General features: G+C 62.8%; 19 protein-coding genes. 5 read left to right on the top strand and 14 right to left on the bottom strand.

Annotation, left to right across the window (positions count from 1 at the left end):
* Positions 1-28: 28 nt before the first annotated feature.
* Positions 29-2,395 carry an LPS-assembly protein LptD gene (locus tag J2W46_RS24025; RefSeq protein WP_204522780.1) on the bottom strand — a complete coding sequence of 789 codons (2,367 nt, stop codon included), beginning with the start codon at positions 2,393-2,395 and terminating at the stop codon, positions 29-31.
* Between the two features lie 221 nt (positions 2,396-2,616).
* Here J2W46_RS24025 and J2W46_RS24020 point away from each other — a divergent pair, with 221 nt between their 5' ends.
* Together J2W46_RS24020 and murU are read left to right on the top strand one after the other, a co-directional pair.
* On the top strand, positions 2,617-3,729 hold the full coding sequence (locus tag J2W46_RS24020) for an aminoglycoside phosphotransferase family protein (RefSeq protein ID WP_310356772.1): 1,113 nt from the start codon (positions 2,617-2,619) through the stop codon (positions 3,727-3,729).
* 9 nt (positions 3,730-3,738) lie between these two features.
* A complete protein-coding gene (gene murU, locus J2W46_RS24015) occupies positions 3,739-4,446 on the top strand; it encodes an N-acetylmuramate alpha-1-phosphate uridylyltransferase MurU (RefSeq protein ID WP_310356770.1) in 708 nt (235 codons plus the stop codon).
* 60 nt (positions 4,447-4,506) lie between these two features.
* On the opposite strand, the gene J2W46_RS24010 is transcribed toward murU, so the two are convergent.
* The gene (locus J2W46_RS24010; protein WP_087750866.1) at positions 4,507-6,396 is read right to left on the bottom strand and encodes an ABCB family ABC transporter ATP-binding protein/permease; all 1,890 of its coding nucleotides are present in this window, start codon (positions 6,394-6,396) and stop codon (positions 4,507-4,509) included.
* Between the two features lie 309 nt (positions 6,397-6,705).
* On the opposite strand from J2W46_RS24010, the gene J2W46_RS24005 reads away from it, so the two are divergent.
* Complete coding sequence (locus J2W46_RS24005; protein ID WP_087750867.1) at positions 6,706-7,101, top strand: acyl-CoA thioesterase; 396 nt, start codon at positions 6,706-6,708, stop codon at positions 7,099-7,101.
* 102 nt (positions 7,102-7,203) lie between these two features.
* On the opposite strand, the gene J2W46_RS24000 is transcribed toward J2W46_RS24005, so the two are convergent.
* Positions 7,204-8,124, bottom strand: a complete 921-nt coding sequence (locus J2W46_RS24000; RefSeq protein ID WP_310356766.1) for a LysR substrate-binding domain-containing protein — start codon at positions 8,122-8,124, stop codon at positions 7,204-7,206.
* A 158-nt stretch (positions 8,125-8,282) separates the two neighbouring features.
* Here J2W46_RS24000 and J2W46_RS23995 point away from each other — a divergent pair, with 158 nt between their 5' ends.
* Positions 8,283-8,897, top strand: a complete 615-nt coding sequence (locus tag J2W46_RS23995; protein WP_310356763.1) for a glutathione S-transferase — start codon at positions 8,283-8,285, stop codon at positions 8,895-8,897.
* A 73-nt stretch (positions 8,898-8,970) separates the two neighbouring features.
* Here the strand turns inward: J2W46_RS23995 and J2W46_RS23990 are convergent, their stop codons facing one another.
* Both J2W46_RS23990 and J2W46_RS23985 read right to left on the bottom strand, forming a co-directional pair.
* Positions 8,971-12,081 carry a sensor domain-containing protein gene (locus tag J2W46_RS23990; RefSeq protein WP_310356761.1) on the bottom strand — a complete coding sequence of 1,037 codons (3,111 nt, stop codon included), beginning with the start codon at positions 12,079-12,081 and terminating at the stop codon, positions 8,971-8,973.
* A gap of 196 nt (positions 12,082-12,277) precedes the next feature.
* Complete coding sequence (locus tag J2W46_RS23985; protein ID WP_020069640.1) at positions 12,278-12,754, bottom strand: nitrate reductase associated protein; 477 nt, start codon at positions 12,752-12,754, stop codon at positions 12,278-12,280.
* A 124-nt stretch (positions 12,755-12,878) separates the two neighbouring features.
* Here J2W46_RS23985 and fdhD point away from each other — a divergent pair, with 124 nt between their 5' ends.
* Positions 12,879-13,718: a formate dehydrogenase accessory sulfurtransferase FdhD gene (fdhD, locus tag J2W46_RS23980; protein ID WP_088173141.1), complete on the top strand. Its 840-nt coding sequence runs from the start codon at positions 12,879-12,881 to the stop codon at positions 13,716-13,718.
* A gap of 8 nt (positions 13,719-13,726) precedes the next feature.
* Here fdhD and J2W46_RS23975 read toward each other — a convergent pair whose 3' ends face one another.
* The 9 genes from J2W46_RS23975 to J2W46_RS23935 all read right to left on the bottom strand — a co-directional run bounded on the left by J2W46_RS23975 (position 13,727) and on the right by J2W46_RS23935 (position 25,810).
* Complete coding sequence (locus tag J2W46_RS23975) at positions 13,727-14,497, bottom strand: enoyl-CoA hydratase (RefSeq protein WP_087750872.1); 771 nt, start codon at positions 14,495-14,497, stop codon at positions 13,727-13,729.
* Between the two features lie 132 nt (positions 14,498-14,629).
* A complete protein-coding gene (locus J2W46_RS23970) occupies positions 14,630-15,829 on the bottom strand; it encodes an acetyl-CoA C-acyltransferase (protein WP_020069637.1) in 1,200 nt (399 codons plus the stop codon).
* Between the two features lie 76 nt (positions 15,830-15,905).
* Entirely contained in the window at positions 15,906-18,341 is a 2,436-nt protein-coding gene (locus J2W46_RS23965) for a 3-hydroxyacyl-CoA dehydrogenase/enoyl-CoA hydratase family protein (protein ID WP_310356752.1), read from the bottom strand.
* Positions 18,342-18,456: 115 nt separating this feature from the next.
* On the bottom strand, positions 18,457-20,244 hold the full coding sequence (locus J2W46_RS23960; RefSeq protein ID WP_087750875.1) for an acyl-CoA dehydrogenase C-terminal domain-containing protein: 1,788 nt from the start codon (positions 20,242-20,244) through the stop codon (positions 18,457-18,459).
* Positions 20,245-20,361: 117 nt separating this feature from the next.
* On the bottom strand, positions 20,362-20,961 hold the full coding sequence (locus J2W46_RS23955) for a TetR/AcrR family transcriptional regulator (RefSeq protein ID WP_310356751.1): 600 nt from the start codon (positions 20,959-20,961) through the stop codon (positions 20,362-20,364).
* A gap of 356 nt (positions 20,962-21,317) precedes the next feature.
* Positions 21,318-22,577, bottom strand: a complete 1,260-nt coding sequence (gene clsB / locus J2W46_RS23950; protein WP_310356748.1) for a cardiolipin synthase ClsB — start codon at positions 22,575-22,577, stop codon at positions 21,318-21,320.
* Positions 22,574-23,059 carry a dihydroneopterin triphosphate diphosphatase gene (gene nudB / locus J2W46_RS23945; RefSeq protein ID WP_088173302.1) on the bottom strand — a complete coding sequence of 162 codons (486 nt, stop codon included), beginning with the start codon at positions 23,057-23,059 and terminating at the stop codon, positions 22,574-22,576. The genes clsB and nudB overlap by 4 nt, the downstream gene beginning before the upstream one ends.
* A gap of 221 nt (positions 23,060-23,280) precedes the next feature.
* The gene (gene aspS, locus J2W46_RS23940; protein ID WP_087750877.1) at positions 23,281-25,080 is read right to left on the bottom strand and encodes an aspartate--tRNA ligase; all 1,800 of its coding nucleotides are present in this window, start codon (positions 25,078-25,080) and stop codon (positions 23,281-23,283) included.
* Positions 25,081-25,156: 76 nt separating this feature from the next.
* Positions 25,157-25,810, bottom strand: a complete 654-nt coding sequence (locus J2W46_RS23935; protein ID WP_020069630.1) for a DUF502 domain-containing protein — start codon at positions 25,808-25,810, stop codon at positions 25,157-25,159.
* Positions 25,811-25,878: the final 68 nt, after the last annotated feature.

The following is a 25,878-nucleotide window of genomic DNA, read 5'->3' as shown; positions in this document are numbered from 1 at the left end:
TCGCATTCGATGAACGACCGGGCGAGCGTCATTCGTAATTGATGAACCGCGACTCGGGCGGCGGCGGAGGCGGCAGCGGCGTGTAGCCCGCCACGCTGCTGCGGAACGCGGAAATCAGCCCGTTGTCGACGCTCGACAAGCCCTTGAACGTCAACTGCGCGAGAAAACGCGTGCTCGACTGATGCTGCCCCGACGTATTCAGGCCGTTTGCGTAGCGCTGGATACCGGCGCCGAGCGTCCAGCAGTCCGCGTCGTATTGCAAGCCCACGAGCCCGTCGACGATCCGATGCCCCCCCAGATCGTAATTGAACCGCCCGACCCCGAATACCCGATGCGTGAGCGGCCACTGCCCCGACACCAGTACCTGATTGATAGGCTGATTCTCCAGCGTGGTGTTCGCACGCGTGTAGCGATACCCGACGTTGAGCACCTTGCCGGTCGCCGGACTGAACCCGAAACCGACGCTCGTCTTGACCAGCTGATTGTTGTCGGCATTATATTGGAACGCGGTTTCCGACGCGAAACCAGCCCCGAGCTTGAGCGACGCGCCCACGATCAGGTCCGAATGCGTGGCTTGCGTGCTCGTCTGATTCGGGAGCAGCGTGACACGCTGATCCTGGAAGTAGTACTGCTGCGCGATCACGAAACGCGCGCGTTCGTCGCCCGTTGCCGGGTTGATGAAGCGCGTGGTGATGGCCGCGGTCAGACGGTTCGCGTCCGCAATGCGGTCGTTGCCGACGAACGTGTTCGGCGTGAAGATTTCCGCGAGCCCGAAGTCCGATTCGGCGGTGTCGAAGAGCGGCGCCGACTCCTGATTGCGATACGGCGTGTACACGTAGTACAGACGCGGCTCGAGCGTCTGGATGTAATCCTCGCCGAAGAGCCGGACCGAACGGTCGAAAATGAGCCCCGTGTCGAAGCTCAGCGTCGGGATTGATTCAGTGAAATTCTTCGGCGTCCCGACCGGCACGTCGCCGCTGATGTTGCGCAGGTTATACGACGCGAAATGCCATTGCACCTTCGGCGTGACGAAGTAGCCGGGCCCGACGACCGAGTACGAAATGTACGGGTTGAACAGCACCCGCTGACCTTCGGTCATGTCCGCGGTCGTAATGCGGAAGTTCGTGTAGTCCGCTTCGGCGCCGAAGTCGAACCCACCCACGTTGTACTTCGAGTACTTCACGTTCAACTGCGGCTCGCGGCCATACGGCGCGACCGACGGCGTCAGCGTCTGCCAGTGCTGCTCGCGCGCGAGCACCGACCACGGGCCGTTGTTATACGTCAGCCCGGCTTCCTGTTGATACAGGAGCTGGGTGCCGTTCATGAACTGATTGACCGACGACGACAGGTCTTCCGGATACGTGTTGTCCGAAACCTTGTTGTAGTAGATGTAGCCGCCGAACCCGTTGCCGAAGTTCTGGTTGTGCTGGATGTACAGCGCGTACCGGTTCGTCTTGGTCAGCCGGTCGTCCGGCAGGAACTCGCCGGAGATCGACCCGGAATACGTAGGCGAAAGATAGCGGAACGTGCTCTGCAACTGCACACCGCGCTTCGAAATGATGCGCGGCGTGACCGTCAGATCGCGATTTGGCGCGATGTTGAAGTAATACGGCACCGACAGTTCGAAGCCGTTCGTCGAACTGAGCGAAAACGTAGGCGGCAGGATACCGCTGCGCCGCTCGCCGGACAGCGGAAACGACAGCCACGGCGACGCGAAAACCGGCACGCCCTGGAAGAACAGCACGCCGTTGTGGGCCACGCCCTCGTCGGCGCCGGTGTCGAAGTCGAATTCGCTGCCCTTGATGTACCACGCCGGGTCGTCCGCGCACGCGCAGGCGGTGTAAGTACCCTTGGTGAACACCGAGCGCTCGTTATCGAGCAGGTCGACACGCTCCGCACTGCCCGAGCCGCCCGTTACGTTGAAGTGGTACTTCGGCGCGGTCATGAAGCCTTCGCTCGAATCCACGCGCAAGTGCGCTTCCGGTCCGGCGAACGTGGTGCCGTTGTTGTTCATGCGGACCTGGCCGTATGCGTCGGCCATGTCCGTGTCCTGATCGTAATGCAGCGCGTCGGCCTTGATCACGACGGTATTGCGGCGCACTTCAGCCGAGCCCTTGACGGCCATGTCCTGATCGGTCGTGCCGTTGGTCGAATCGCCGAGGACGAACGTGGCCGGCTTCTGCCCCGGCTGCAGCACATGATCTTCGAGTTGCGGGGCGAGCTGCATGCCCCAGGGCGGGTCGATGGGCTGCGGCTGCGCGGCCTCGCCCGCCAGTTGGGCGTGAGCGAGCGCGGGCATGAGACCCGGAACGGCGATCAACGCCGCGACGAGCCGCCTTTTGCGCGGCACCGCGGCACAAGAGGGAATCGTTTGGGAAAGCTGTCTAGGCGGCATGTATCGTTTGGCGAATCGGCCCGTCCGTCAGCTTCTGCAGTCACGATCCACCGCCTGCACACCACGACCGTGACAGTCGGCTGCACATCAATATTTACAATCTTCGAACGGTGAGGCGGGCGGTAAAGCGGAATACGCGAAAGCTGGCGTGAGTCGCGTCAAAAAAGTCGTGGGGTATTATATGGCAAGACGTTGCCCCCCTGAATTTGCCGCCGGTTTTCATGACGCTGCCCCCTTCCCAAGACTTCACACACCACTCCGCCGACCGCCGCCTCGAACTGCTCGAGGCCTGGCTGCAAAGCCACGCGGCGCGCTATTCGCTCGATCTCGGCACGCTCGCACCGGCTTCGTCCGACGCCAGTTTTCGCCGCTATTTCCGGCTCGCCGGTAAGGCGGCGCAAGGCGGAAGCTCTGGCACGCTGATCGCGGTCGACGCCCCTCCGCCCGAAAAGTGCCGGGAATTCGTGCAGGTCGCGCAGTTGCTCGGCGACGCCGGCGTGCACGTGCCGCGCGTGCTGGCGGCCGACTTCGACGCCGGGTTCATGCTCGTCACCGACCTGGGCACCGAGTCGTACCTCGGCGCACTCACCGCCGCGCAAAACGACAACGACCCGCGCCGCGCCCGCACGCTGATGCGCGACGCACTCGACGCGCTGATCCGCTGGCAGCTCACATCGCGCGAAGACGTGCTGCCGCCGTTCGACGAAGCCTTCCTGCGCCGCGAGATGGAGCTGATGCCCGAGTGGTTCATCGGCCGGCACCTTGGCCGCGAGGTGGACGACAATACCCGCGGCCTGCTCGACCGCACGTTCGCGTTGCTGATAGCGAGCGCGCGGGCGCAGCCGCAAGCGTTCATGCTGCGCGATTTCATGCCGCGCAATCTGATGGTCTGCGCCGCGCCGAACGCGGCGAGCGAAGCAAGTCCCAAGGCCAATCCCGGCGTGCTCGATTTCCAGGACGCGGTGTACGGCCCCATTACCTACGACGTCGCGTCGTTGCTGCGCGACGCGTTCCTCAGTTGGGACGAGGAGTTCGAACTCGATTGCTTCGTGTATTACTGGGAGCGCGCAAAGAAAGCCGGCTTGCCCGTCGATCCCGATTTCGGAGAGTTCTACCGCCAGATCGAGTGGATGGGACTGCAACGGCATATCAAGGTGCTGGGCCTGTTCTGCCGCATCAATTATCGCGACAGCAAACCGCACTACATGAAAGATCTGCCGCGCTTCATCGGCTATGCGCGCAAGGTGGCCGAGCGTTATGCGCCGCTGCGTCCGTTCGCGAAGCTGCTCGACGAACTCGAAGGCCGCTCGAACGAAGTCGGCTACACGTTCTAACCCAACACAATGTCTCTGAAGAAAGCGATGATTTTCGCCGCGGGCCGCGGCGAGCGCATGCGTCCGTTGACCGACGCGTGCCCCAAGCCTTTGCTCAAAGTAGGCGGCAAACCGCTGATCGTGTGGCAGATCGAGCGGCTCGCCCGCTCGGGCTTCGAGACGATTGTCATCAATCACGCGTGGCTCGGCGAGCAGATCGAAGCCGCGCTCGGCGACGGTTCGCGCTGGCACGTGCAGTTGCGCTATTCGCCCGAGCACGAAGCGCTCGAGACGGCGGGCGGCATTGTCAACGCGCTGCCGCTTATCGAGGATAACGGCGTGAGCGAGGTGTTCCTCGCTGTAAGCGGCGACGTGTACGCGGATTTCGACTATCGCGCATTGAATGCGCATGCGCAGGCAATGAAGTCGCTGGCGGAGCCGGGCATGCATCTGGTGATGGTGCCCAATCCGGCGTTTCATCCGAACGGCGACTTTGCGCTCACGGACGGCGTGTTGTCGCTCGACGCCGAGCCCCGCTTCACGTTCGGCAATATCGGGCTCTACGACACGCGCATGTTCCGCGATCTCCCGCGCGGTACGCGGCGCGCGCTCAAGCCGTACTACCGCGAGACGATCGCGCGCGGTCTCGCGACTGGCGAGCTATACGAAGGCCTGTGGGAAAACGTCGGAACGCCGGCGCAGCTTCAGGCGCTGAATCAGCGGTTGGTCGAGCGCTGAGCGACGCCGCGCGAGGGCACGCTCCAGCCGCGCGGCGCCCTACGCGCGCCGCCAGCCGCTTCACGCCTCGCCATTGCCCGCCCCCACAATCTCCGCCGACTCCGGGGCTTCGGCCGCGCGTTGCTGCTGCAACGCCCACATCTGAGCGAACAGGCCATTCGCGCGCAACAGTTCGGCGTGCGTGCCGCGCTCGACAATGCGCCCCTTGTCCATCACGATGATCTGCTGTGCGTGTACCACCGTCGAAAGCCGGTGCGCGATGATGAGCGTCGTGCGTTCGCGTGCGATCTGATCGAGCTCGTGCTGGATGGCGCGCTCCGAACGCGAGTCGAGCGCCGACGTGGCTTCGTCGAACAACAGGATCGGCGGGTTCTTCAGGATGGTCCGCGCGATCGCGACACGCTGCTTCTCGCCGCCCGAGAGCTTCAGCCCACGTTCGCCGACGGGCGTGTCATATCCTTTCGGCAGTCCTTCGATGAACTCATGAATGTGCGCGGCGCGCGCCGCCGCGATTACTTCGTCGCGCGTCGCGGACGGCCGTCCATAGGCGATGTTGTAGTAGATCGAATCGTTGAACAGCACCGTGTCCTGCGGCACGATGCCGATCGAAGCACGCAGCGAAGCCTGCGCCACGTCACGAATGTCCTGACCGTCGATAGTAATTGCGCCGCCCGTCGCGCGGTCCAGGTCGTAGAAGCGGAACATGAGCCGCGCGAGCGTCGACTTGCCCGAGCCGCTATGGCCGACCACCGCCGTGGTGGTGCCGGCTGGAATCGTAAAGCTCACGTCGTGCAGAATCTGCCGCGCCGGTTCGTACGAGAAGTTCACCCGGTCAAAGCGCACTTGCGCACCGCTCACCTGCAACGCGGGCGCGTCGGGAAGGTCCGGCACTTCCTGCGCGGCTCCGAGGAGCGTGAACATGCGGTCCATGTCGGTGAGGCTTTGCTTCAGTTCCCGATACACCACGCCGAGAAAATTCAGCGGAATATAAAGCTGCAGCATGAATGTGTTGATCAGCACGAGATCGCCGAGCGTGAGGCGTCCCGCCATCACGCCTTCGGTCGCGCGCCACAGAATGAACACGAGTCCCGTGCCGATAATCGCCTGCTGTCCAAAATTCAGCGCCGACAGCGAACGCTGCGACTTGATCGCAGCCGTGCGATAGCGCTTCAGATTTTCATCGTAGCGGCTTGCTTCCCACTCTTCGTTGCCGAAATATTTGACGGTCTCATAGTTGAGCAGCGAGTCGATTGCGCGCGAGTTCGCTTTCGAATCGAGTTCGTTCATCGTGCGGCGAAAATGCGTGCGCCACTCGGTCACCTTCACCGTGAACACGATGTACACCGCAAGAGCCACGAACGTGACCACCGCGTAATACGCCTCGTATTTGACGACGAAAAACCCGAGCACGAGCCCGACTTCGACCAGCGTCGGCAGAATGCTGTACAGCGAATAAGAGATGAGCTGCGTGATGCCGCGCGTGCCGCGTTCGATGTCGCGCGACATGCCGCCCGTCTGCCGGTCCAGATGAAAGCGCAACGACAAGCCATGCAGATGCCGGAACACCTTGAGCGCAAGCTGGCGCACCGCGCTTTCGGTCACTTTCGAAAACAGGATTTCCCGCAGTTCGGTGAAGAGCGAAGTAGAAAGCCGGACCACCGCATACGCGACCACCAGCAGGCCGACGCCGCCGAGCAGCACGATGCCCGGCGAATCGTGCGCGCGGCCGAGTGCGGTCAGATGCTGCACCGACGCGAGGCTGTCGACGATACGCTTCATCACGATCGGCACGCCAAGATTGGCGATCTTCGCGCCGATCAGGCAACTGAGCGCGAAGATCACGCGCCACTTGTAGGTCGCAAGGTAAGGCAGCAGCGACAAGATCGTCTGCCAGTCGTTGCGCGGTTGGGTGGAGATGGGCGAGGGTTCTGACGGAAGCGAGCGGCGCATGGATTCGGCTGGGGAGGAGGTGGAAATGCCGGAGTTCACAGCGGTACGCCGGCCATTGTGTGCACGTGGCACGTTACCTGGTGGCGCAACCTCGCTGGGCGCTTTCCCGTACAATTCCTGATCTTCCTATTGTCGCAGAAGCCGGCCGGCGCCGCTTTTCGTGGGCTATCCGGGCATCCGGCCGAAGGTTGACCGCGCGGGCTTGCAGTCTGGCGATGTCCGCAGCTTGCGTGGAGCGGTTGCCGCGTAGTGCACCTGCCGGGCCGGCTGACAGAGCCAAACAGATCAACACGCGTTTCCAGGGTACCAATGACCGATATTCTCCAACTCCCGCAAAAGCCATGCGCACTGCGCGTCATGCCGCAACCGTCGGACGCGAACGTTCACGGCGACGTGTTCGGCGGCTGGATCATGGCGCAAGTGGACATTGCCGGTTCGATTCCGGCGAGCCGCCGCGCGAATGGACGTGTCGCGACCATCGCGGTCAACTCGTTCGTGTTCAAGCAACCAGTGTTCGTCGGCGATCTGCTGAGCTTTTACGCGGACATCGTCAAAACGGGCAATACGTCGGTCACCGTTTCCGTCGAGGTCTACGCGCAACGTATGAGCCTCACGGAAGATCTCGTGAAGGTAACCGAGGCGATCCTCACCTACGTCGCTACCGATAGCGACCGCCGTCCGCGCGCGCTGCCCGCACTCGATTGAACTCGACCGGGTTCATTGAGGCACTGCATGCCGGCGCTCAATAGCGCATGTATCGCGCACGTATGGCGCACGTATTGCGCAATAACGAACCGGCACCCGCCGCTATTGAGACGCCAGCGCACCATCGGCGCGCAGATATGCGTCGACTTGTCCTTCTATCCACTGCGCAAAATGCGCCTGCTGCGCAGTGAGCGTTTCGCGTTGCTGCCACACGAGCCAGTACGGGTAGCGATAAGGCACGCGAATCGACGTGATCTGCACCAGTTCGCCCCGGCTCAGCGCATGCGAGACGAGGCTGCGCCGCTCCAGCGCGACACCTTGGCCCAGCAACACCGCGCTGATCACCACGTTCGAGTCGTTCGCGGACAACACCATGCGCGTGGCCACCGGCTGCGCGACCTTCGCCGCTTCGCACCAGTCGCCCCACGGCGCGTCGGGGCTCGAAATCAGCGGACACGCGACCACGTCTTCGGCGGTGACGGGAAAGCGCCCGTCCGGCCCGAGCCCGAAATGCGGCGCCGCGACCACGACCATTTCATCGTCGAATAGCTTTTGCTGCGCGACGTCGGGCCAATGGCCCTGCCCCATACGAATGGCGATATCGCTCACGCCGTGGCGCAAGTCTTCGAGTTGCAAGCCGGTGGCAAGACGCACGCGATAGTACGGATGCGCTTCACGAAAGCTCTGCAGACGCGGCACGAGCCAATGCTGCGCGAACGACGGCAACGTCGCGATCACCAGTTCGCTGTCATGCGGACGAGCCTGCGCGCGTCGCGTGGCCTGTGTGATGTCACGCAGCGCCGCGCGTATATCGAGTGCGTAGAGGCGGCCTTCTTCGGTTGGGCGCAACCCGCGCGCCTCGCGTACGAAAAGCGCGACGCCCATTACATCTTCGAGCACCTTGATCTGCTGGCTCACCGCCGAATGCGTGACATGCAATTCGCGCGCGGCCTGGGTGACGCCGCCCAGCCGGGCGACGGCCTCAAAGCAGCGCAGAGCGGTCAAAGGCGGGATCGGTTTCATGTAAGAGATTCTGACGTAAACCGTCGATTAATTTCGCTTTTTCTGCCGCTCGGAGATGCTTAATCTATTGCCCTGACGCGCGCCATACTGCACCGGCGGCCAGATGCACGCCACCGCGGGCACCTGCGCATCGCGATAGAACTTCTAACGGGAGCAACATGAAACTGATCGGAATGCTGGACTCGCCTTACGTGCGCCGGGTGGCTATCTGCATGAAGATGCTGAAGCTGGATTTCGAACACGCGCCCATTTCCGTGTTCAGTACCTACGACCAGTTCGCGGCTATCAACGCGGTGGTCAAGGCGCCGACGCTCGTCGCCGACAACGGCAAGACGGTGATGGATTCGACGGTGATCCTTCAATATCTCGCGTCGCTCGCCGGTTCCGGGCAGCGGCTATTTCCGTCCAGTCCCGAAGACTGCCTGCGCGCCGCGCGCCTGACGGGCCTCTCGCTCGCCGCGTGCGACAAGACGGTGCAGATCGTCTACGAACGCAATCTGCGGCCGGTGGACAAGCAGCACGAGCCGTGGATGGAGCGGGTGCGCGGGCAGATGCTCGCAGCGTATGCCGAGCTCGAACAGGAAGCCGCGGCCGCACCGTTGCCAACCGAGGCGGAGCGCCTCGGCGCGGCGGAAGTGACGCTCGCGGTCGCGTGGAACTTCACCCAGGCAATGCTGCCGCAGATCGTGAGCGCCAGTGCGCATCCGCATTTGCAGGCATTTTCGGCTGCGGCGGAGCAGTTGCCGGTTTTCGCGAGCACGCCGGCAGTGTGAGGACGGCGGCGTTAACCTAAGCGTAGGTGCATCGCGACCGACCCAGCAGCAGCGACCGCCCGCGCCGCCGCACTCAAACCAGCGCGAGTTCGCGTGCTGCGCCGCCTTGCATCAAGTCGAAAATTGCCTCGGTGGACAAAGGCTTCGCGAAGTAGAAGCCTTGCATCTCGTCGCAGGCACGCTCCTTAAGGAAGTCGAGTTGTGCCGACGTTTCGACGCCTTCGGCTATCACCTGCAGCTTCAGCGAATGAGCGAGCGCGATGATGGCCGAGGTAATCGTCTCGTCGTCGCCGGATATGCCGATGTCGGACACGAACGAGCGGTCGATCTTCAGCCGGTCCACTGGGAAACGCTTCAGGTAGCTGAGGCTCGAATAACCCGTGCCGAAGTCGTCGATGGCAAGGCCAATGCCGAGCGCGTGCAGCTCGTTGAGCATGGACACCGCTTCTTCGGCGTTGCGCATGATCGCGCTCTCGGTCAGTTCCAGTTCGAGGTATTGCGGCTCGAGGCCGGTCTCGTCGAGCACCTGCATGACGAGTTTTGCAATATCGCGCTGCTGGAACACACGCGCCGACAGGTTGACCGACACACGCGCCGGCGGCAAGCCGAGGTCTTGCCAGGCCTTGTTTTGACGGCACGCCTCGCGCAGCACCCACTCGGACAGCGGGCCGATGAGACCGCTTTCCTCGGCAACCGGAATGAACGACGACGGCGGCACGAGCCCCACTTCCGGATCGCTCCAACGCACCAGCGCCTCGGTACCGACGATCTGTCCGCTGTCGATATCGACCTGCGGCTGATAGTGCAGCAGGAATTCGTTGTCGCGCAGCGCGCGGCGCAAGCGCCTTTCGAGATTCAAACGCGCGCCCGCGCTCGCGTTCATCTCCGGCTGATAGAACTGGAACGTGTTGCGGCCCATGTCCTTCGCGCGATACATCGCGAGGTCCGCCTTTTTCATCAGCGTTTCGGCGTCGTCGCCGTCTTGCGGGAACAGACTCGCCCCCATGCTGCACCCGACGTACAGCTCCGTGCCGTCGAGCCAGACCGGCTCCGAAATCGAAGCGCGCACGCGCTCCATCCACGCAATCAGCGATTGTTCGTCGACAGTGTCCGTCATCACGATCACGAACTCGTCGCCGCCGTGTCGCGCGACGGTATCGCTCGTGCGAGTGCAGCGCGCGAGCCGCTCCGCCACGACGCCGAGCAGCCGATCGCCGACGCTGTGGCCCAGGCTGTCGTTGACGTTCTTGAAACCGTCGAGGTCCATGAACACCACGGCCACGCCCTTGTGCTGACGCTGCGCGACGATCAGCGCATGCTGCAGACGGTCGCGCAGGAGATTGCGGTTGGGCAGGCGCGTGAGGCTGTCGTAGTTGGCCTGATATTCGAGCTGTTCCTGATAGCGCATCAGGTCGGTGACGTCGTTGATCACGCCGATGTGATGCGTAATCACGCCTTCCGCGTTAGGCACGGGCGCAATGAACAACTGATTCCAGAACAGCGCGCCGTCCTTGCGATAGTTGCGCACCACCGCGCTCACTTCGCGATTCGCGGCGAGCGCCTTGCGGATCGACGCAACGCCTTCCTGCTCGCGATCGTCGCGTTGCAAGACCCGGCAATCGTGGCCGATCACCTCGGCGGGATCGTAGCCTGTGATCCGCATGAACGCCGGATTCACGTATTCGATCAGATTGCCCGACGGCGAGGGCGCCGTGATCAGAATTGCGTTGACGCTCGCGTCGAGCGCGCGGCTTTGCAGACGCAGCGCGAGATCGGCGCGCTTGCGCTCCGTGATGTCGGTGTATGAGCCGAGCACGCCGATCACGCGGCCTTCGCCGTCGGTGAACGGCAGCTTGCTCGTCACCGTCGTACGATGCACGCCGTCGATCACCATGTCGACCTCGAAGTTCATCTTCGGCACGCCGGTGTCGATCACTTCCTTGTCGTGCGCGCTCAGCAGTTCGGCGAAGGCGCGCCACGGCATGTCGGCGTCGCTCTTGCCTACCACCTGCTCTGGATACGAGAGCCCGCCGTCGCGCGCGAACGCCATGTTGCAGCCCAGATAGCGTGACTCCAGATCTTTCCAGAAAATGCGCTGCGGAATGTTGTCGATCACCGCTTCGAGCATCTGATTGGAACGCTGCGCCTCCGCTTCGGCGTTGATCTGTTCGGTGACGTCGTCGGCGAGAACGAAAAACGCGGCGCGTCCCATGAAATTCAGCGCGTGATACGAGATGTCCGCGCTGATGGTCGAGCCGTCCTTGCGCCGGTGATGCCAGATGCCCGCCATCGTGCGGCCGTGCTGCACGCTGTCGGCGCGCTGCAGATGCGACTCGAGGCGCGCGATCTCCACATTCGGCCGGATCGCGCGAATCGTCATGTCGAGGAACTCGGCCTCCGAATAGCCGTACTGCTGAATCGCCGCCGAATTGACGGCGAGAAAGCGCAGCGTCTCGCGGTCGAAGATATACATGGGCACCGGATGATCGTCGAACAGGCTGCGAAAACGCTCGTCGTTGCGGCCAAGCGCCCGCGCGCTGTGCAGCTTCTTGCGCGCACTGCTTTCGCGCACGCCGAAAGTGAAAATGAGGAGCGCACTGCCCGCAATCATAGTCACGACCAACATGAACATGGCGTGCTTCGCCCGTTTCGTCGAAGCCGCGAGCGACTCTTTGAACGCACGGTTTTCGGCGTCGCGCAGCGCGGCGAGGCCCGCTTCGACACGTTGCAGCCCGAGCCCGACATGCATATACGACGCCGCCGCCCATGCGCGTGACGCAGCCGGCTCGGCGGCATCGCGGCCCAGCAGCGCGTCGTCGATGTCGCGTTGCAGCGCGCGGCTGTCGGCGTCGACCTGCGCGAGCGTGGCGAGCATGGCCGGCTCATCGGCGAGCTCGTCGCGCAATTCGCGCTGGAGACTGGCGAGCGTAGCGCTCATCGTCGCGGCGGCGTTTCCCGGCGACGGTTCAGCGGACGCTTCGAACCGGGCGAGCGCGGCGAGGCCGGCGTCGAGCGCCGTCTGGTAGGCGTCGAGACTCTGGCGAACATGCGTCGAATGCAGCATGCGGGCGTCGGCATCGCGCTGCCCGCCGATCTGCAAATACGCGACGAACACGTTTGCGCCGAGCGCGGCGGCTACGACCGCGATATTGATCAGCAGCCGCTTCGAGATGAAATGGGTCATGGGTTCCGAACGTCGATCGTTCTTCAGGCGGGAGCGCGAGGCCGCTTCCGATGCGTCCGGCCGCATCGATGCGAGTCTTTTACGCGCCAACCCATGGATAACGGCAGCGTTCGGAACAGGTTGAGGGTTGGAGTGAAAAAAATTTCGGTGGCGCCTAGCCGGCCGCACCTAGCCGGCAGCGCCTAGCCGGCAGCGCCTAGCCGGCCGCTCCAAATTCCTTCATCGCCGGGATGAAGTCGTGGTTGATCTCCTGCTTGCGCGAAAGCTTGGCCAGCACGTAGCGCTTGAACGGATCGAGCTGCGCCCACAGCGCGGCGCTCGGCGCCGCCAGGCCGGCCTGTTTCGCCTGACGCAGTACGCTCTCGGGCACGCCGTCCGTGTTGCGCCAGGCTGGCGCCTCGTCGGGCGTGAACCACTCCGGCTCGACGTTCGCGTGAGTGCGCAGCATTTCAAACAGCGCGTGATCGAAGTTCGGCTCGATCTCCGCGTCCTCCTCGACGGGGAAACGCGCGAGCAGCTTGCGGTCTTCGAGCGGCAGCATTTGCCACTGCGCGAGCGAAATGCGCAGGCCGAAACGATCGAGATTGAAGCGAACCGACATCGGGATGTAAGTGAAATTCTCCGACGACTTCACCTCGAAGTTGAACAGCAGCGGTGCCTCGTTGAGTCCCATGACAGTGTTCCTCATTGTTGACGGGCAACGCACAAGCCCGGCTTGAGGTATTTTAGAACCTTATTCGCACACCGGCGGCGCAGTCCGGTACGGTGCGCACGCAGCATAAATGGAGTGAATCAGCTTGAACGAACTGGAAACAGCCGGCCAGCCAGGCGCGGTGGAGCGTCAGGTGCACCGCCATCGCGGTGCGGCGGTCGAAACGGTCACCGACCACGTCGGTCAGGAGTGGCCGGTCGCGCTCGTCTTCAACGGCATTTCGCATGCGGTGATGATGTGCACCCCGCGCGACCTCGAAGCGTTCGCGGTGGGCTTCGCGATCTCGGAAGGAATCGTCGCGCGCGGCAGCGACATTCAGGACATCGAGGTCGAATTGCATGACGACGGCGAATTGCCGCACGCCGAAGTGCAGTTGCAGGTCGTGCAGCAGGCGTTCGTCGCGCTGAAGGAAAAGCGCCGTGCGCTCGCCGGCCGCACCGGCTGCGGCGTGTGCGGCATCGAAAGCATCGACTTGCTCGATCTGAAACCCGAACGCGTGCCCGACACTGGGTTTCTGCAGCGGCTCGCACCGGACGCGATTGCGCGCGCCGCCCGCGAACTGCCGCAGCATCAGGCGCTCACGCGCCTCACGGGCGGCTTGCACGCCGCCGCATGGTGCGACGCGGCGGGCGCAATACGCTACGCGTTCGAAGACGTGGGCCGCCACAATGCGCTCGACAAACTGATCGGCCAACTCGTGCTCGATCGCGTGGATACGAAAGAGGGCTTCGTGTTCCTGTCGAGCCGCGCGAGTTACGAGCTCGTGCGCAAAGCTGCTCGCGTCGACGTGCCGATGGTCGCGACGATCTCGGCGCCCTCGTCGCTCGCAATTGCGATTGCCCGCAAGGCGGGCGTGCGGCTCGTCAGCTTCTGCCGTGAAACCAGCTACGTCGATTACGACACAGCGCAGCCGTCACAAAGCTGAGCAGCCGCTCAGTCGAATTGCCGGAAGTCGGGCTTGCGCTTTTCGAAGAACGCCTTGAACGCCTCGCGCGCTTCGGGCGCGATCAGCATCTTGCCGAAATGCACGGCTTCTTCCGACATCTGCGTTTGCAGTTCCTGGTGGCTCGCGCGCTTCATCAGGCTCTTCGTCACCCGCAATGACGACGCCGGCAGCGCGGCCAGCTTCGCTGCTTGCGATGCCGCGAACGCATCGACTTCCGCAGCCGGCAGTACGCGGTTCACGAAGCCCATGCGCTGTGCCTCGGCGACGTCGAACGCCTCGCCAAGAAGCAGTTTCTCGGCTGCCGCCTGGTAGCCGGCGACACGCGCGAGCAGCAGGCTCGACGCCGCTTCCGGGCACAACCCCAGTTGCGCGAACGGCAGCGAGAAGCTCGCGGAGTCGGCGGCATAGACAAGATCGCAATGCAGCAGCAGCGTCGTGCCGATGCCTACCGCCGGCCCCGCCACTGACGCGACCACCGGCTTCTCGGCCGAACTGATTGCACGCAGGAACTGGAACACCGGCGCGTTTTCGCCCATTGGCGGCGACTTCATGAAGTCTTCGAGGTCGTTGCCGGCGCTGAAGATGTTCGCGCTGCCGCGAATCAGGATCGCGCGCACCGACGCGTCGCCTTGCGCCTGCACCAGCGTGTCGGCCATCGTTTGGTACATCGCGGCCGTGATTGCGTTCTTCTTGTCCGGCCGGTTGAAGGCAATTGTCAGCACGCCATTTGCGCGCTCGACCAGAATATCCGTCGTCATTTTGTCTCCTCGACTGCTGCGGAAACTGCTGGAAAACTGCTGCTGCGAATGCGAAAACGGTTCGCAAGCGGCAAGCCTGCGAACCGTTCTGCGCGCCTTAACGGCTTGCCGCTAACACCGGCGGGGACTGTGTCACAGCCGCTCGATAATGCCGGCTGCGCCCATGCCCGTGCCCACGCACATCGTCACCATGCCGTACTTGTAGTTGCGACGGCGCAGGCCGTGCACGACCGTGGACGCACGAATCGCGCCCGTCGCGCCAAGCGGATGACCCAGCGCGATCGCGCCGCCGAGCGGGTTGATCTTCGACGGATCGAGACCGAGGTCCTGAATCACCGCGAGCGACTGCGCGGCGAACGCTTCATTCAGCTCGATCCAGTCGATGTCGTCCTGCTTGAGACCCGCAGCCTTCAACGCGGCCGGAATCGCTTCCTTCGGCCCAATGCCCATGATTTCCGGCGGCACGCCTCGCACCGCAAAGCTCACGAAGCGTGCGAGCGGCGTCAGATTGAATTGCTTCAGGATCTTTTCCGACACGACAATCAGCGCACCCGCGCCGTCCGACGTCTGTGAGCTGTTGCCCGCCGTCACTGAGCCCTTGTTCGCGAACACCGTGCGCAGCTTCGCGAGACCTTCGAGCGAGGTATCCGCCCGCGGGCCCTCGTCGAGCGCGACTTCACGCGTTTTGACGCGCACTTCGCCGGTGGCCAGATCCGGGAAGCGTTCGGTGATTGTGTAAGCGGCGATTTCGTCGTTGAACTCGCCGGCTTGCTGCGCGGCGATTGCACGGCGATGCGATTCGACCGAGAACGCATCTTGCGCTTCGCGGCTGATCTTCCAGCGCTCGGCGACTTTTTCCGCGGTCAGGCCCATGCCGTACGCAATGCCGACGTCTTCGTTGCGATCGAAGATATGCGGCGACAGCGACGGCTTGTTGCCCATCATCGGTACCATGCTCATGGATTCGCAGCCGCCCGCGATCATCGCGTCCGATTCACCCACGCGGATGCGATCCGCAGCCATAGCCAGCGCGGTCAAGCCCGACGCGCAGAAGCGGTTCACCGTGACGCCGCCGACCGAATTGGGCAAACCGGCCAGCAATGCGCCCATCCGCGCGACGTTCAAGCCCTGTTCCGCTTCGGGAATCGCGCAGCCGACGATGGCGTCTTCGATCACCTTGGTGTCGAGCCCGGGCACCTGCGCAACGGCCGATCTGATCGCGTGAACCAGCAGTTCGTCGGGGCGCGTATTCCTGAACATGCCGCGCGGCGCCTTGCCGATCGGCGTACGGCTCGCGGCGACGATGTATGCGTCTTGCAATTGCTTTGTCATTTGAAGCTCCGATGTAGGCGGCGGTGACGCTTTCGCGCTTACTCCCGCCCCATGCAAATGTATTTGCGCTAGTCGCTCAATTCCGCACCGGCTTGCCGGTCTGCAGCATGCCCATGATCCGTTCCTGGGTCTTTTGCGTGCCCAGCAGATCCACGAACGCGCGACGCTCCAGTTGCAGCAGCCATTCTTCGTCGACGAGACTGCCTGCTTCCACGTCGCCGCCGCACACGGCTTCCGCGATACGGCTTGCGATCAGGAAGTCGTGCTCGCTGATGAAGCGCCCGTCGCGCATGTTCACGAGCGAAGCCTTGATCGTCGAGATCGCCGAACGTCCGGCGACCGGCACTTGCGTGACGCGCAGCGGCGGACGATAACCCGCGCCGGCCAGCGCGCGCGCTTCTTTCTTCGCGACGTCGAGCAGCTCGAACACGTTGAAGACGATCGTGTCGGACGGCTTCAGATAACCCATTGCGCGAGCATCGAGCGCGGAGGCGGAGACCTTCGCCATCGCCGCGTTTTCGAACGACTTCTGCACGAACTTCAACAGGTCGTTGGTCGCGCCGACTTGCGTCGCGGCTTCCGCTGCGCGCAGCGCCGCTTCCTTCAGGCCGCCGCCCGCGGGCACCAGACCCACGCCGACTTCCACCAGACCGATATAGCTTTCGATGTGCGCGACCCGCTTCGCGCTATGCAGCAGCAGCTCGCAGCCGCCGCCGAGCGCAATGCCCGACACCGCGGAAACGACCGGCACGCTCGCATACTTCACGCGCAGCATGCCTTGCTGGAATTTCTTCACGAACGGCTCGATGCCCTTCGCGCCGCCCATCATGAACGCGGGCATCGCTTCTTCAAGGTTGGCGCCCGCGGAGAACGGGCCGCCCGGCGTGCCGAGCTTCAGCGATGTCGGCTGCCATACGACGAGACCTTTGTACTCTTTCTCAGCGAGTTCGATTGCCTGCGTGAGACCGTCTATCACCGACGGTCCAATCGTGTTCATCTTGCTCTTGAACGACACGATCAGCACGTCGTTTTCGCCGGCGCGGTCGTCCACCCAGGCGCGCACGGCGTCGGTTTCGAACAGCGTCTTGCCATAGGTCTTCGGGTCAGCAGCCGTTTCGCCGACGAGCGGTGCGCGAAACACCTGCCGGTCGTACACACCGAGCGACGAACGCGGCACGAAAGTCTTCGAAGCGGGCGACCATGAACCTTCGTTCGTATGCACGCCGCCCTTCTCGGCGACTGGGCCGTCGAGCACCCACGACGGCAGCGGCACGTTCGAAAGCGCCTTGCCCGCTGCGATATCTTCCTGCACCCATTCGGCGACCTGCTTCCAGCCCGCGGTCTGCCAGCCTTCGAACGGGCCTTCGTTCCAGCCGAAGCCCCAGCGGATTGCCAGGTCGACGTCGCGCGCGTTATCGGCGATCGATTCCAGATGCACGCCGATGTAGTGGAACACGTCGCGGAAAATCGACCACAGGAATTGGGCCTGCGGATGCTGCGATTCGCGCAGCAGTTTGAGGCGCTCGGCCGGCGGGCGCTTCAGGATGCGGCCGACCAGTTCGTCCGCCTTCGCACCGCCATCCACGTAGTCGCCCGTTTTCGGGTCGAGCACCTTGATCGCCTTGCCTTCCTTCCGGTAGAAACCGCCGCCGGTTTTCTGACCGAGTGCGCCCTTCTTCACCAGTTCGGCGAGCACGGCCGGCGTTTCGTAGACGGGGAAGAACGGATCGTCCTTCAGGTTGTCCTGCATCGTCTTGATGACGTGCGCCATTGTGTCCAGACCGACCACGTCGGCGGTCCGGAACGTGGCCGACTTCGCACGGCCGAGACGCGAGCCGGTCAGGTCGTCCACTTCGTCGAAACGCAGGCCGAATTTCGCGGCTTCGGTAATGACGGCGAGGATCGAGAAAATGCCGACGCGATTCGCGATGAAGTTCGGCGTGTCCTTCGCGCGCACGACGCCCTTGCCGACCACGCTCGTCAGGAACGTTTCCAGCTGATCGAGAATTTCGGGGCGCGTCGTCGCGGTTGGAATCAGTTCAACGAGATGCATGTAACGCGGCGGATTGAAAAAGTGCACGCCGCAAAAGCGCGCCTTCAACTCGTCCGCGAAACCTTGCGAGAGTTCGGTGATCGACAGGCCCGACGTGTTGGTCGCGAAAATCGCGTTCGGCGCGATATGCGGCGACACCTTCTTGTACAGGTCGTGCTTCCAGTCCATGCGCTCGGCGATCGCTTCGATCACGAGGTCGCATTCGGCGAGCTTCTCGATGTCGTCGTCGTAATTCGCCGGCTGAATGTATTGCGCGTCGTCTTTCACGCCGAACGGCGCTGGCGACAGCTTCTTCAGATTCTCGATCGCCTTCAGCGCGATTGCGTTCTTCGGGCCTTCTTTGGCGGGCAGGTCGAACAGCAGTACGGGCACCTTGGCGTTGACCAGGTGCGCGGCGATCTGCGCGCCCATCACGCCGGCGCCGAGCACGGCTACCTTGCGAATGATCAGATTGCTCACGTCGTTCCTCCGGGGAGTTATGCGGTGTCGCGAATGTGTCGGCTGGTTCGCGACATGTGTGGCTGGCGAACGCGCCGCGCTGTTCGAATGAGCGCGACGCGTTCCGTGAGATGGCTTAGAACAGCGCTTCTTCCACTTCCATGAGCGGCTTGGAACCGGCGCGCGCCTGACGGATGGTCATGGCCGTCTCAGGCAGCAGCTTCGCGAAGTAGAAACGCGCGGTGGCGAGCTTCGCCTTGTAGAACGGGTCGCCCGACGCTTCCTTGTCCAGCGCGATGCGCGCCATGCGCGCCCAGAAGTACGAGAACACAAGATGGCCGACAGTGCGCAAGTACGGCACGGCAGCGGCGCCGACTTCGTCCGGGTTCTGCATGGCCTTCATGCCGATTTCCATTGTCAGCTTCTGCACCTTTTCGCCGATGTCGGCGAGCGGGTTGATGAATTCCTGCATTTCCGGCTTCACGCCTTCCGCTTCGACGAACTCCGTGACGAGCTTGCCGAACTTCTTCATCTTCGCGCCCATGTCGCCGAGAATCTTGCGGCCGAGCAGGTCGAGCGCCTGAATCGCGTTAGTGCCTTCGTAGATCATGTTGATACGCGCGTCGCGCACATACTGCTCCATGCCCCACTCGGCGATGAAGCCGTGGCCGCCGTAAATCTGCATCGCGTGATTCGTGCCTTCGAACGCGTTGTCCGACAGGAACGCTTTCAGGATCGGCGTGAGCAGCGCGACGAGATCGGCGGCTTCCTTACGCACCGCTTCGTCGGCGTGCGACAGTTCCTTGTCGATGTGCAGCGCGGACCAGTACGAAAACGCGCGCGCGCCTTCCGCATAGGCCTTCTGCGTGAGCAGCATGCGACGCACGTCGGGATGCACGATGATCGGATCAGCGGCCTTCTCGGGCGCCTTCGGGCCGGTTAGCGAACGCATCTGCAGACGTTCTTTCGCGTACGTGAGCGAGTTCTGATATGCAACTTCGGTGAGGCCGAGACTCTGCATGCCGACGCCAAGGCGGGCCGCGTTCATCATCACGAACATCGCGTTCAGGCCTTTGTTCGGCTCACCGACGAGCCAGCCCTTCGCGTTGTCGAGATTGATCACGCAGGTCGCGTTGCCGTGAATGCCCATCTTGTGTTCGATAGAGCCGCACTTCACGCCATTGCGTTCGCCCGGCTCGCCGGCTTCGTTCGGAACGAACTTCGGCACGATGAAAAGCGAAATGCCTTTGGTGCCCTTGGGCGCATCCGGCAAACGCGCGAGCACGAGGTGGACGATGTTCTCCGCGAGATCGTGCTCACCGCTGGAGATGAAAATCTTCGTACCGCTGATCGAGTACGAACCGTCGCTGTTCGGCTCGGCCTTGGTGCGCAGAATGCCGAGATCGGTGCCGCAATGCGGTTCGGTCAGACACATCGTGCCGGTCCACACGCCGGAAACTAGCTTCGGCAGATAGCGCTGCTGCAGCTCGGGCGTGCCGTGTGCGTGCAGACATTCGTAGGCGCCGTGCGACAGACCCGGATACATGGTCCACGCCTGATTCGCCGAGTTGAGCATTTCGTACAACGCGTTGTTGACGAACGCGGGCAGCCCCTGGCCGCCGTATTCCGGATCGCAGCCAAGCGCCGGCCAGCCAGCCTCCACATACTGCTGATAGGCTTCCTTGAAGCCCTTCGGCGTGGTGACGACGCCGTCGCCGACGTACGTGCAGCCTTCCTGGTCGCCGCTGTGATTGAGCGGGAACAACACTTCGGAGCAGAACTTGCCGGCCTCTTCGAGCACGGCGTTGATCGTCTCCGCGTCGAGATCCGCGTGCTTCGGCATCTGCTTGATCTCGGCTTCGACGTTGAGCAGTTCGTGCAACACGAATTGCATGTCGCGCAGCGGCGCGGCGTACTGTCCCATGACTCTCTCCAAAGTTTGACAAGAAGCCAGGCCGTTAGCGCAAGTGCGTCACGCGGATGTTGTTCGCGTTCTCGCCGCCGAACCTTGTTCAGGTTTCGCGGTTTGCCGCGGTTTGCACTAACGGCTTTCGCTCTGATACGAAACAATCAATTTTTCCAGCGCGGCCCACGTGAGACGCACCGCATCCGGCAGATGCAGGAAGCGCGCGTCGTGATGCAGGCCGAGCGTGAAGCTGTACAGTTCGAAGAGCATCAACTGCGGGTCCGTATCGGCACGCAAATGCCCTTCTTCCATTGCCTGCGAAATCGCGCGCGTGAGCGCCGCACGCCAGATCGTCACGCTCGACACGAGTTGCTCGCGCACCTGGCTATCCGCGCGGTCGTCGTACTCGACGGCGCCGCTGATGTAGATGCACCCGGTCGTGACTTCCTGAATGCGCTTCTCGATCCAGCGGGAAATCATCGCTCGCAAGCGCGGCAGTCCACGAGGTTCGCGCAGGCTCGGGAAGAACACTTCGTCTTCGAAACGACGGTGATATTCGCGCACCACTTCAACCTGCAAGTCTTCGCGCGATCCGAAATGCGCGAACACACCGCTTTTGCTCATCTGCATGCGCTCGGCCAGGAGGCCAATCGTCAGACCTTCAAGTCCGTCGCGGCTTGCGAGATCAAGTGCTGCATCGAGAATCGCGACTCGCGTCTGTTCGCCTTTTCGCATAGCTTTTTACCGTTCTAATGTGACCGAAATGAAAATCGAACGGCCGTACTATTATTGAGTGGCGCCGTCCGCGAAACAAGGACTTTATTAGAAACCGGTTTCTAACCAGGTTTCAATTCTGCGGCATCTGGCAATCGGAGGAAGCTGATTTTTTAGAGGGGTTCGCCTTGAGGCAATTGTTGCTCAGGAGGACACCCGTTTGATTGCTGCTTCCGTTGCCGTTTTTGCCATGAGGCCGGCATGATGCCGTAGAAAGGCCGCCATCAGGAAGGGGCGGGGCGCCATGTTGGCATTGCGTCTGTGTTGCGTCGGCGAGGAGCGCGCACGCCACGACTGGGGCCATTGACTCCGCCCCTTCAATCGTAGCCGCCCACCGTGAGCACCTTCATCACCGCCCGGTAGGTCGTGTAGGCGAGCCAGTTGAGCAGGCGCTCGCCGGCCGGGCGCGCATCGTAGTGCGCTTCGTCGATGCGCCGTGAGTCCTTGAAAGCGACCAGAATCGCTTCGCGAAGCGCGTCGATCGACGGATCGTTCACCAGCACGACATTAGCCTCGTTATTGAGCATCAGGCTCAGCGCGTCGAGATTGGACGAACCCACGGTCGCCCAGTTCGAGTCGACCACCGCCACCTTGCCGTGCAGCAGGGTTTTCTCGTACTCGGCGATCTGCACGCCTGCTCGAAGCAACGCGCGATAGAGAAACGGCACGGCATAATCGAGCGCCTTGAATTCCTTGCGCCCGATGATCAGCTTCACCACCACGCCCCGCCGCGCCGCGTACACCAGCGCGCGCCGCAGCTTGCGGCCCGGCATGAAGTACGGGTTCGCCAGCAGCACCTCCTCGCGAGCCTGGCCGATCGCCGTCAGATACGCCTTTTCGATCGCCCGGCGATTGATCAGGTTGTCGCGTGCGACGAAGGCGACGCAGGGTTCGCCGCCCGCCCACAGCTCCTCGTTGTGGCGCCGGCGGCGACGTCTCAGGTTGCCGAGGGACGCTGCCGTCTTCGGAGTCAGATCCGGCTCCAGCGAATCGAGCGGCCGATGCCCGACGCGAATCCGGCGCCACTGCACTTCAAAGGCCTCGCGGATGTCGTTAACCACCGGCCCGTGCAATTCCACCGCGAAATCCCAGCGTCGATAGGGCAGCCTTTCGCCGTCGTTCTCATAATCGTCGACGATGTTGATGCCGCCGCAGTACCCGAACTGATCGTCGATCACGGCGAGCTTGCGATGCGTGCGCGAAAAGCCGAAGCGCCCGAAGATATGCGGGTTGTAGATCCGATGCTCGATGCCCGCGCTGGCCCACTCGTCGAACATCGACAGGCGCGCAGTGCCGATACCGTCGGTAATCACTCGCACGCGCACGCCGCGCGCCGCCGCTCGCAGCAACGCTGCGCCGACCGACTGGCCGGCCTCGTCGTTGCAGAAGATGTAGGTTTCGAGAACGACGTCGCGCTCCGCGGCATCGATGCGCTCGATGAGCGCGCTGAAGTACTCGCCGCCCGAGCGCAGCAGCTTGACGTCGTTGCCGCTCGTGAAGCGGTAGCGCTGCCAATAGCGGCGGCCGAGCAGCGATTGCCGCAGGCGGGCGAAACGGCGTGCGCCGCCGACGCTCATGCGCGAGACTCCGAACGCTCGCGCAGCCTCTTGGGCAATTGCAAAATCGCATCCGCATTCGACGAAGAGAAACAACGCGACGCCGCCTCTTCATATGGCAGCCAGAGAAATGCGGTGTGTTCGCGCGGCGCCAATGTCACTTCGAGCTGTTCGGGCACTTGTACGCTGAACCAATGCTCGGTGTTATGGATCACGCCTTCGCCGTAACGATGCAGGAACTGCGGATAGATCTCATACTCGATCGAGTATTGCCAGTCGAACAAGGCGCTCTCCGGCACCAATGTGCTGCCGATCACGATGCCCGTTTCTTCGGCCACTTCACGGATCGCCGTCTCGGCGAGCGGCTCATCGAGCCGGTCTTTGGAACCCGTCACCGATTGCCAGAAGCCCGGAATATCGGCGCGCTCGATCAACAGCACGTCGAGCGAGGGCGTATGAATGACGACAAGTACGGACTGCGGGATCTTTGGCGGTTTCGGCATGGCGTGAAAACTGGGCGCAACGCTTGCGCGGTACATGTCGGCGAGTGGTCCAATGAGCGAGCAGAAGCTGTTGCATGGACTGTAACGCAAAAAGCAAAAAAGGCGCATGACGCGCCTTTCTCGTTTTGCTATTTCATCAAGCGTATCTTGCTCGACGTTGCTGATGCCAGCTTGCGTGCTAGCCCGCGTTGCCGTTCACAGGCAGCCGCGGGTCGCCTCGATTACGCCTTCGGTTCCGGCGTACGCAAGCGGATGTGCAACTCGCGCAACTGGCGCTCGTCCACTTCGCTCGGCGCTTGCGTGAGCAAGTCTTGCGCGCGCTGCGTCTTGGGGAACGCGATCACGTCGCGGATCGAGTCGGCGCCGGCCATCATCGTGACGATGCGGTCCAGGCCGAACGCAATGCCGCCGTGCGGAGGCGCGCCGTATTGCAGCGCGTCGAGCAGGAAGCCGAACTTGGCTTGCGCTTCTTCCGCGTTGATCTTCAGCGCACGGAACACCTTGCTCTGCACTTCTTCACGATGAATACGCACCGAGCCGCCGCCGATTTCCCAGCCGTTCAGCACCATGTCGTAAGCCTTGGCGAGACAGCGCGCCGGGTCCGTTTCCAGATACTCGAGGTGCTCGTCTTTCGGGCTCGTGAACGGGTGATGCGCGGCGACGTAGCGGTTGTCTTCCTCGTCGTATTCGAACATCGGGAAGTCGACCACCCACAGCGGCTTCCAGCCCGATTCGACGAGGCCGTTTGCCTTGCCGAATTCCGAGTGGCCGATCTTCAGGCGCAGCGCGCCGAGGCTGTCGTTCACCACCTTCGCGCGGTCCGCCGCGAAGAAAATGATGTCGCCGTCTTGCGCGCCGGTGCGCTCGATGATCGCCTTGACCGCTTCGTCGTGCAGGTTCTTGACGATCGGGCTTTGCAAGCCGTCACGGCCCTTCGCCACTTCGTTGACCTTGATCCACGCGAGACCCTTGGCACCGTAAATGCGCACGAATTCCGTGTAGCTGTCGATGTCGCCACGTGAAAGCTCGCCGCCCTTCGGCACGCGGATCGCCGCGACGCGGCCGTCTTTGGTGTTGGCCGGGGTGCTGAACACCTTGAAGTCGACGTCTTTGACCGCGTCGGTCAGGTCGGTGAACTCGAGCTTGACGCGCAGGTCCGGCTTGTCCGAACCAAAGCGGCGCATGGCTTCCGAATACTGCATAACCGGGAATTTCTCGTCCAGTTCGACGCCGATCGTTTCCTGGAACACGTGACGGATCATCGCTTCGAACAGATCGCGGATTTCCTGTTCCGACAGGAACGAGGTTTCGCAGTCGATCTGCGTGAATTCCGGCTGACGGTCGGCGCGCAGGTCTTCGTCGCGGAAGCACTTGACGATCTGGTAGTAGCGATCGAAGTTCGCGACCATTAGCAGCTGCTTGAAGAGCTGCGGCGATTGCGGCAGCGCGAAGAACTGGCCGGGGTTGGTGCGCGACGGCACCAGGTAGTCGCGAGCGCCTTCCGGCGTGCTCTTGGTGAGCATCGGCGTTTCAATGTCGACGAAGCCCTGCGCGTCCAGATACTTGCGCACTTCGATCGCGACACGGTAGCGCAGACGCAGGTTGTGCTGCATCTGCGGACGGCGCAGGTCCAGCACGCGATGCGTAAGACGCGTCGTTTCCGACAGATTGTCGTCGTCGAGCTGGAACGGCGGCGTGATCGACGCGTTCAGCACGATCAGCTCGTGGCACAGCACTTCGATCTTGCCGCTTTTCAGCGCGGCGTTCGTCGTGCCTTCCGGACGGCTGCGCACCACGCCCTTGATTTGCAGACAGAATTCGTTGCGCACGCCTTCGGCGGCCTTGAACATCTCCGCGCGGTCCGGGTCGCAGACGACCTGAACGAGGCCTTCGCGGTCGCGCAGGTCGATGAAGATAACGCCGCCATGGTCGCGGCGGCGGCTTACCCAGCCGCACAGCGAGACGGTTTGGCCCAGCAGTTCTTCGGTCACCAGACCGCAGTATTCAGATCTCATCGACATGATGTTTGACTTTCGTTTTGCATTAGTTGAACGGCGCGCCGCAGCTGAACACTGCGTGAAACGTTGCGCGCCGGCATTACAGCGGAGGCTCGACTGTCGTGCGGCGCACCGGCGCCGGCGGCGCGGACGGCGCCACCACGCCCATCGAGACGATGTACTTGAGCGCGGCGTCGACGGTCATGTCGAGTTCGATCACTTCGCTCTTCGGCACCATCAGAAAGAAGCCGGACGTTGGGTTCGGCGTAGTCGGCACGTAGACGCTGACGTGATCTTCCTTCAGGTGATTGATCACGTCGCCGCCCGGAATACCGGTGAGAAACGCGATCGTATAGGAGCCACGGCGCGGATATTCGATCAGAAGCGCCTTACGAAAGGCGTTGCCGCTGCTCGACAGCAGCGTGTCGGACACCTGCTTGACGCTCGTGTAGATCGGTCCGACCACGGGAATGTGCGCGACGACGACTTCCCACCACTTCACGAGCTTTTGCCCGACGAAGTTCTGCGTCAGCAGCCCGACGACAAAGATGAACGCCAGTGTCAGCACCGCGCCGAGACCCGGCAAACGGAAGCCGAACACACGCTCCGGTTGCCATGCGCGCGGCAGTAGCAACAGCGTCTGGTCCATCGTGCCGATGATCAGACCGAGCACCCACAGTGTGATGGCCAAAGGCACCAGCACCAGCAGGCCAGTCAGAAACACCGATTTGAGTGTCGTTTTTTTCGTCGTCATGTGTACCGCCAGAAAGCCGCGCCGCGAAAGCGCTGCGCGGCGTGTGCGCCGCCCGCGAGGGCGGCAGT

Source organism: Paraburkholderia strydomiana, assembly GCF_031456815.1.
Lineage (GTDB): Bacteria > Pseudomonadota > Gammaproteobacteria > Burkholderiales > Burkholderiaceae > Paraburkholderia > Paraburkholderia caledonica.
Note: the sequence above shows the minus strand (reverse complement) of the source record. Positions and strands in the feature narration are given on the sequence as shown.

Coding starts and splice junctions, on each gene's coding strand:
- J2W46_RS23975 (WP_087750872.1), bottom strand. CDS start 14,497: ATGACGACGGATATTCTGGTCGAGCGCGCAAATGGCGTGCTGACAATT.
- J2W46_RS24020 (WP_310356772.1), top strand. CDS start 2,617: ATGACGCTGCCCCCTTCCCAAGACTTCACACACCACTCCGCCGACCGC.
- J2W46_RS24005 (WP_087750867.1), top strand. CDS start 6,706: ATGACCGATATTCTCCAACTCCCGCAAAAGCCATGCGCACTGCGCGTC.
- J2W46_RS23970 (WP_020069637.1), bottom strand. CDS start 15,829: ATGACAAAGCAATTGCAAGACGCATACATCGTCGCCGCGAGCCGTACG.
- J2W46_RS23960 (WP_087750875.1), bottom strand. CDS start 20,244: ATGGGACAGTACGCCGCGCCGCTGCGCGACATGCAATTCGTGTTGCAC.
- J2W46_RS23990 (WP_310356761.1), bottom strand. CDS start 12,081: ATGACCCATTTCATCTCGAAGCGGCTGCTGATCAATATCGCGGTCGTA.
- murU (WP_310356770.1), top strand. CDS start 3,739: ATGTCTCTGAAGAAAGCGATGATTTTCGCCGCGGGCCGCGGCGAGCGC.
- J2W46_RS24025 (WP_204522780.1), bottom strand. CDS start 2,395: ATGCCGCCTAGACAGCTTTCCCAAACGATTCCCTCTTGTGCCGCGGTG.
- aspS (WP_087750877.1), bottom strand. CDS start 25,080: ATGTCGATGAGATCTGAATACTGCGGTCTGGTGACCGAAGAACTGCTG.
- J2W46_RS23955 (WP_310356751.1), bottom strand. CDS start 20,961: ATGCGAAAAGGCGAACAGACGCGAGTCGCGATTCTCGATGCAGCACTT.
- J2W46_RS24000 (WP_310356766.1), bottom strand. CDS start 8,124: ATGAAACCGATCCCGCCTTTGACCGCTCTGCGCTGCTTTGAGGCCGTC.
- J2W46_RS23995 (WP_310356763.1), top strand. CDS start 8,283: ATGAAACTGATCGGAATGCTGGACTCGCCTTACGTGCGCCGGGTGGCT.
- J2W46_RS23985 (WP_020069640.1), bottom strand. CDS start 12,754: ATGGGACTCAACGAGGCACCGCTGCTGTTCAACTTCGAGGTGAAGTCG.
- nudB (WP_088173302.1), bottom strand. CDS start 23,059: ATGCCGAAACCGCCAAAGATCCCGCAGTCCGTACTTGTCGTCATTCAT.
- clsB (WP_310356748.1), bottom strand. CDS start 22,577: ATGAGCGTCGGCGGCGCACGCCGTTTCGCCCGCCTGCGGCAATCGCTG.
- J2W46_RS24010 (WP_087750866.1), bottom strand. CDS start 6,396: ATGCGCCGCTCGCTTCCGTCAGAACCCTCGCCCATCTCCACCCAACCG.
- J2W46_RS23935 (WP_020069630.1), bottom strand. CDS start 25,810: ATGACGACGAAAAAAACGACACTCAAATCGGTGTTTCTGACTGGCCTG.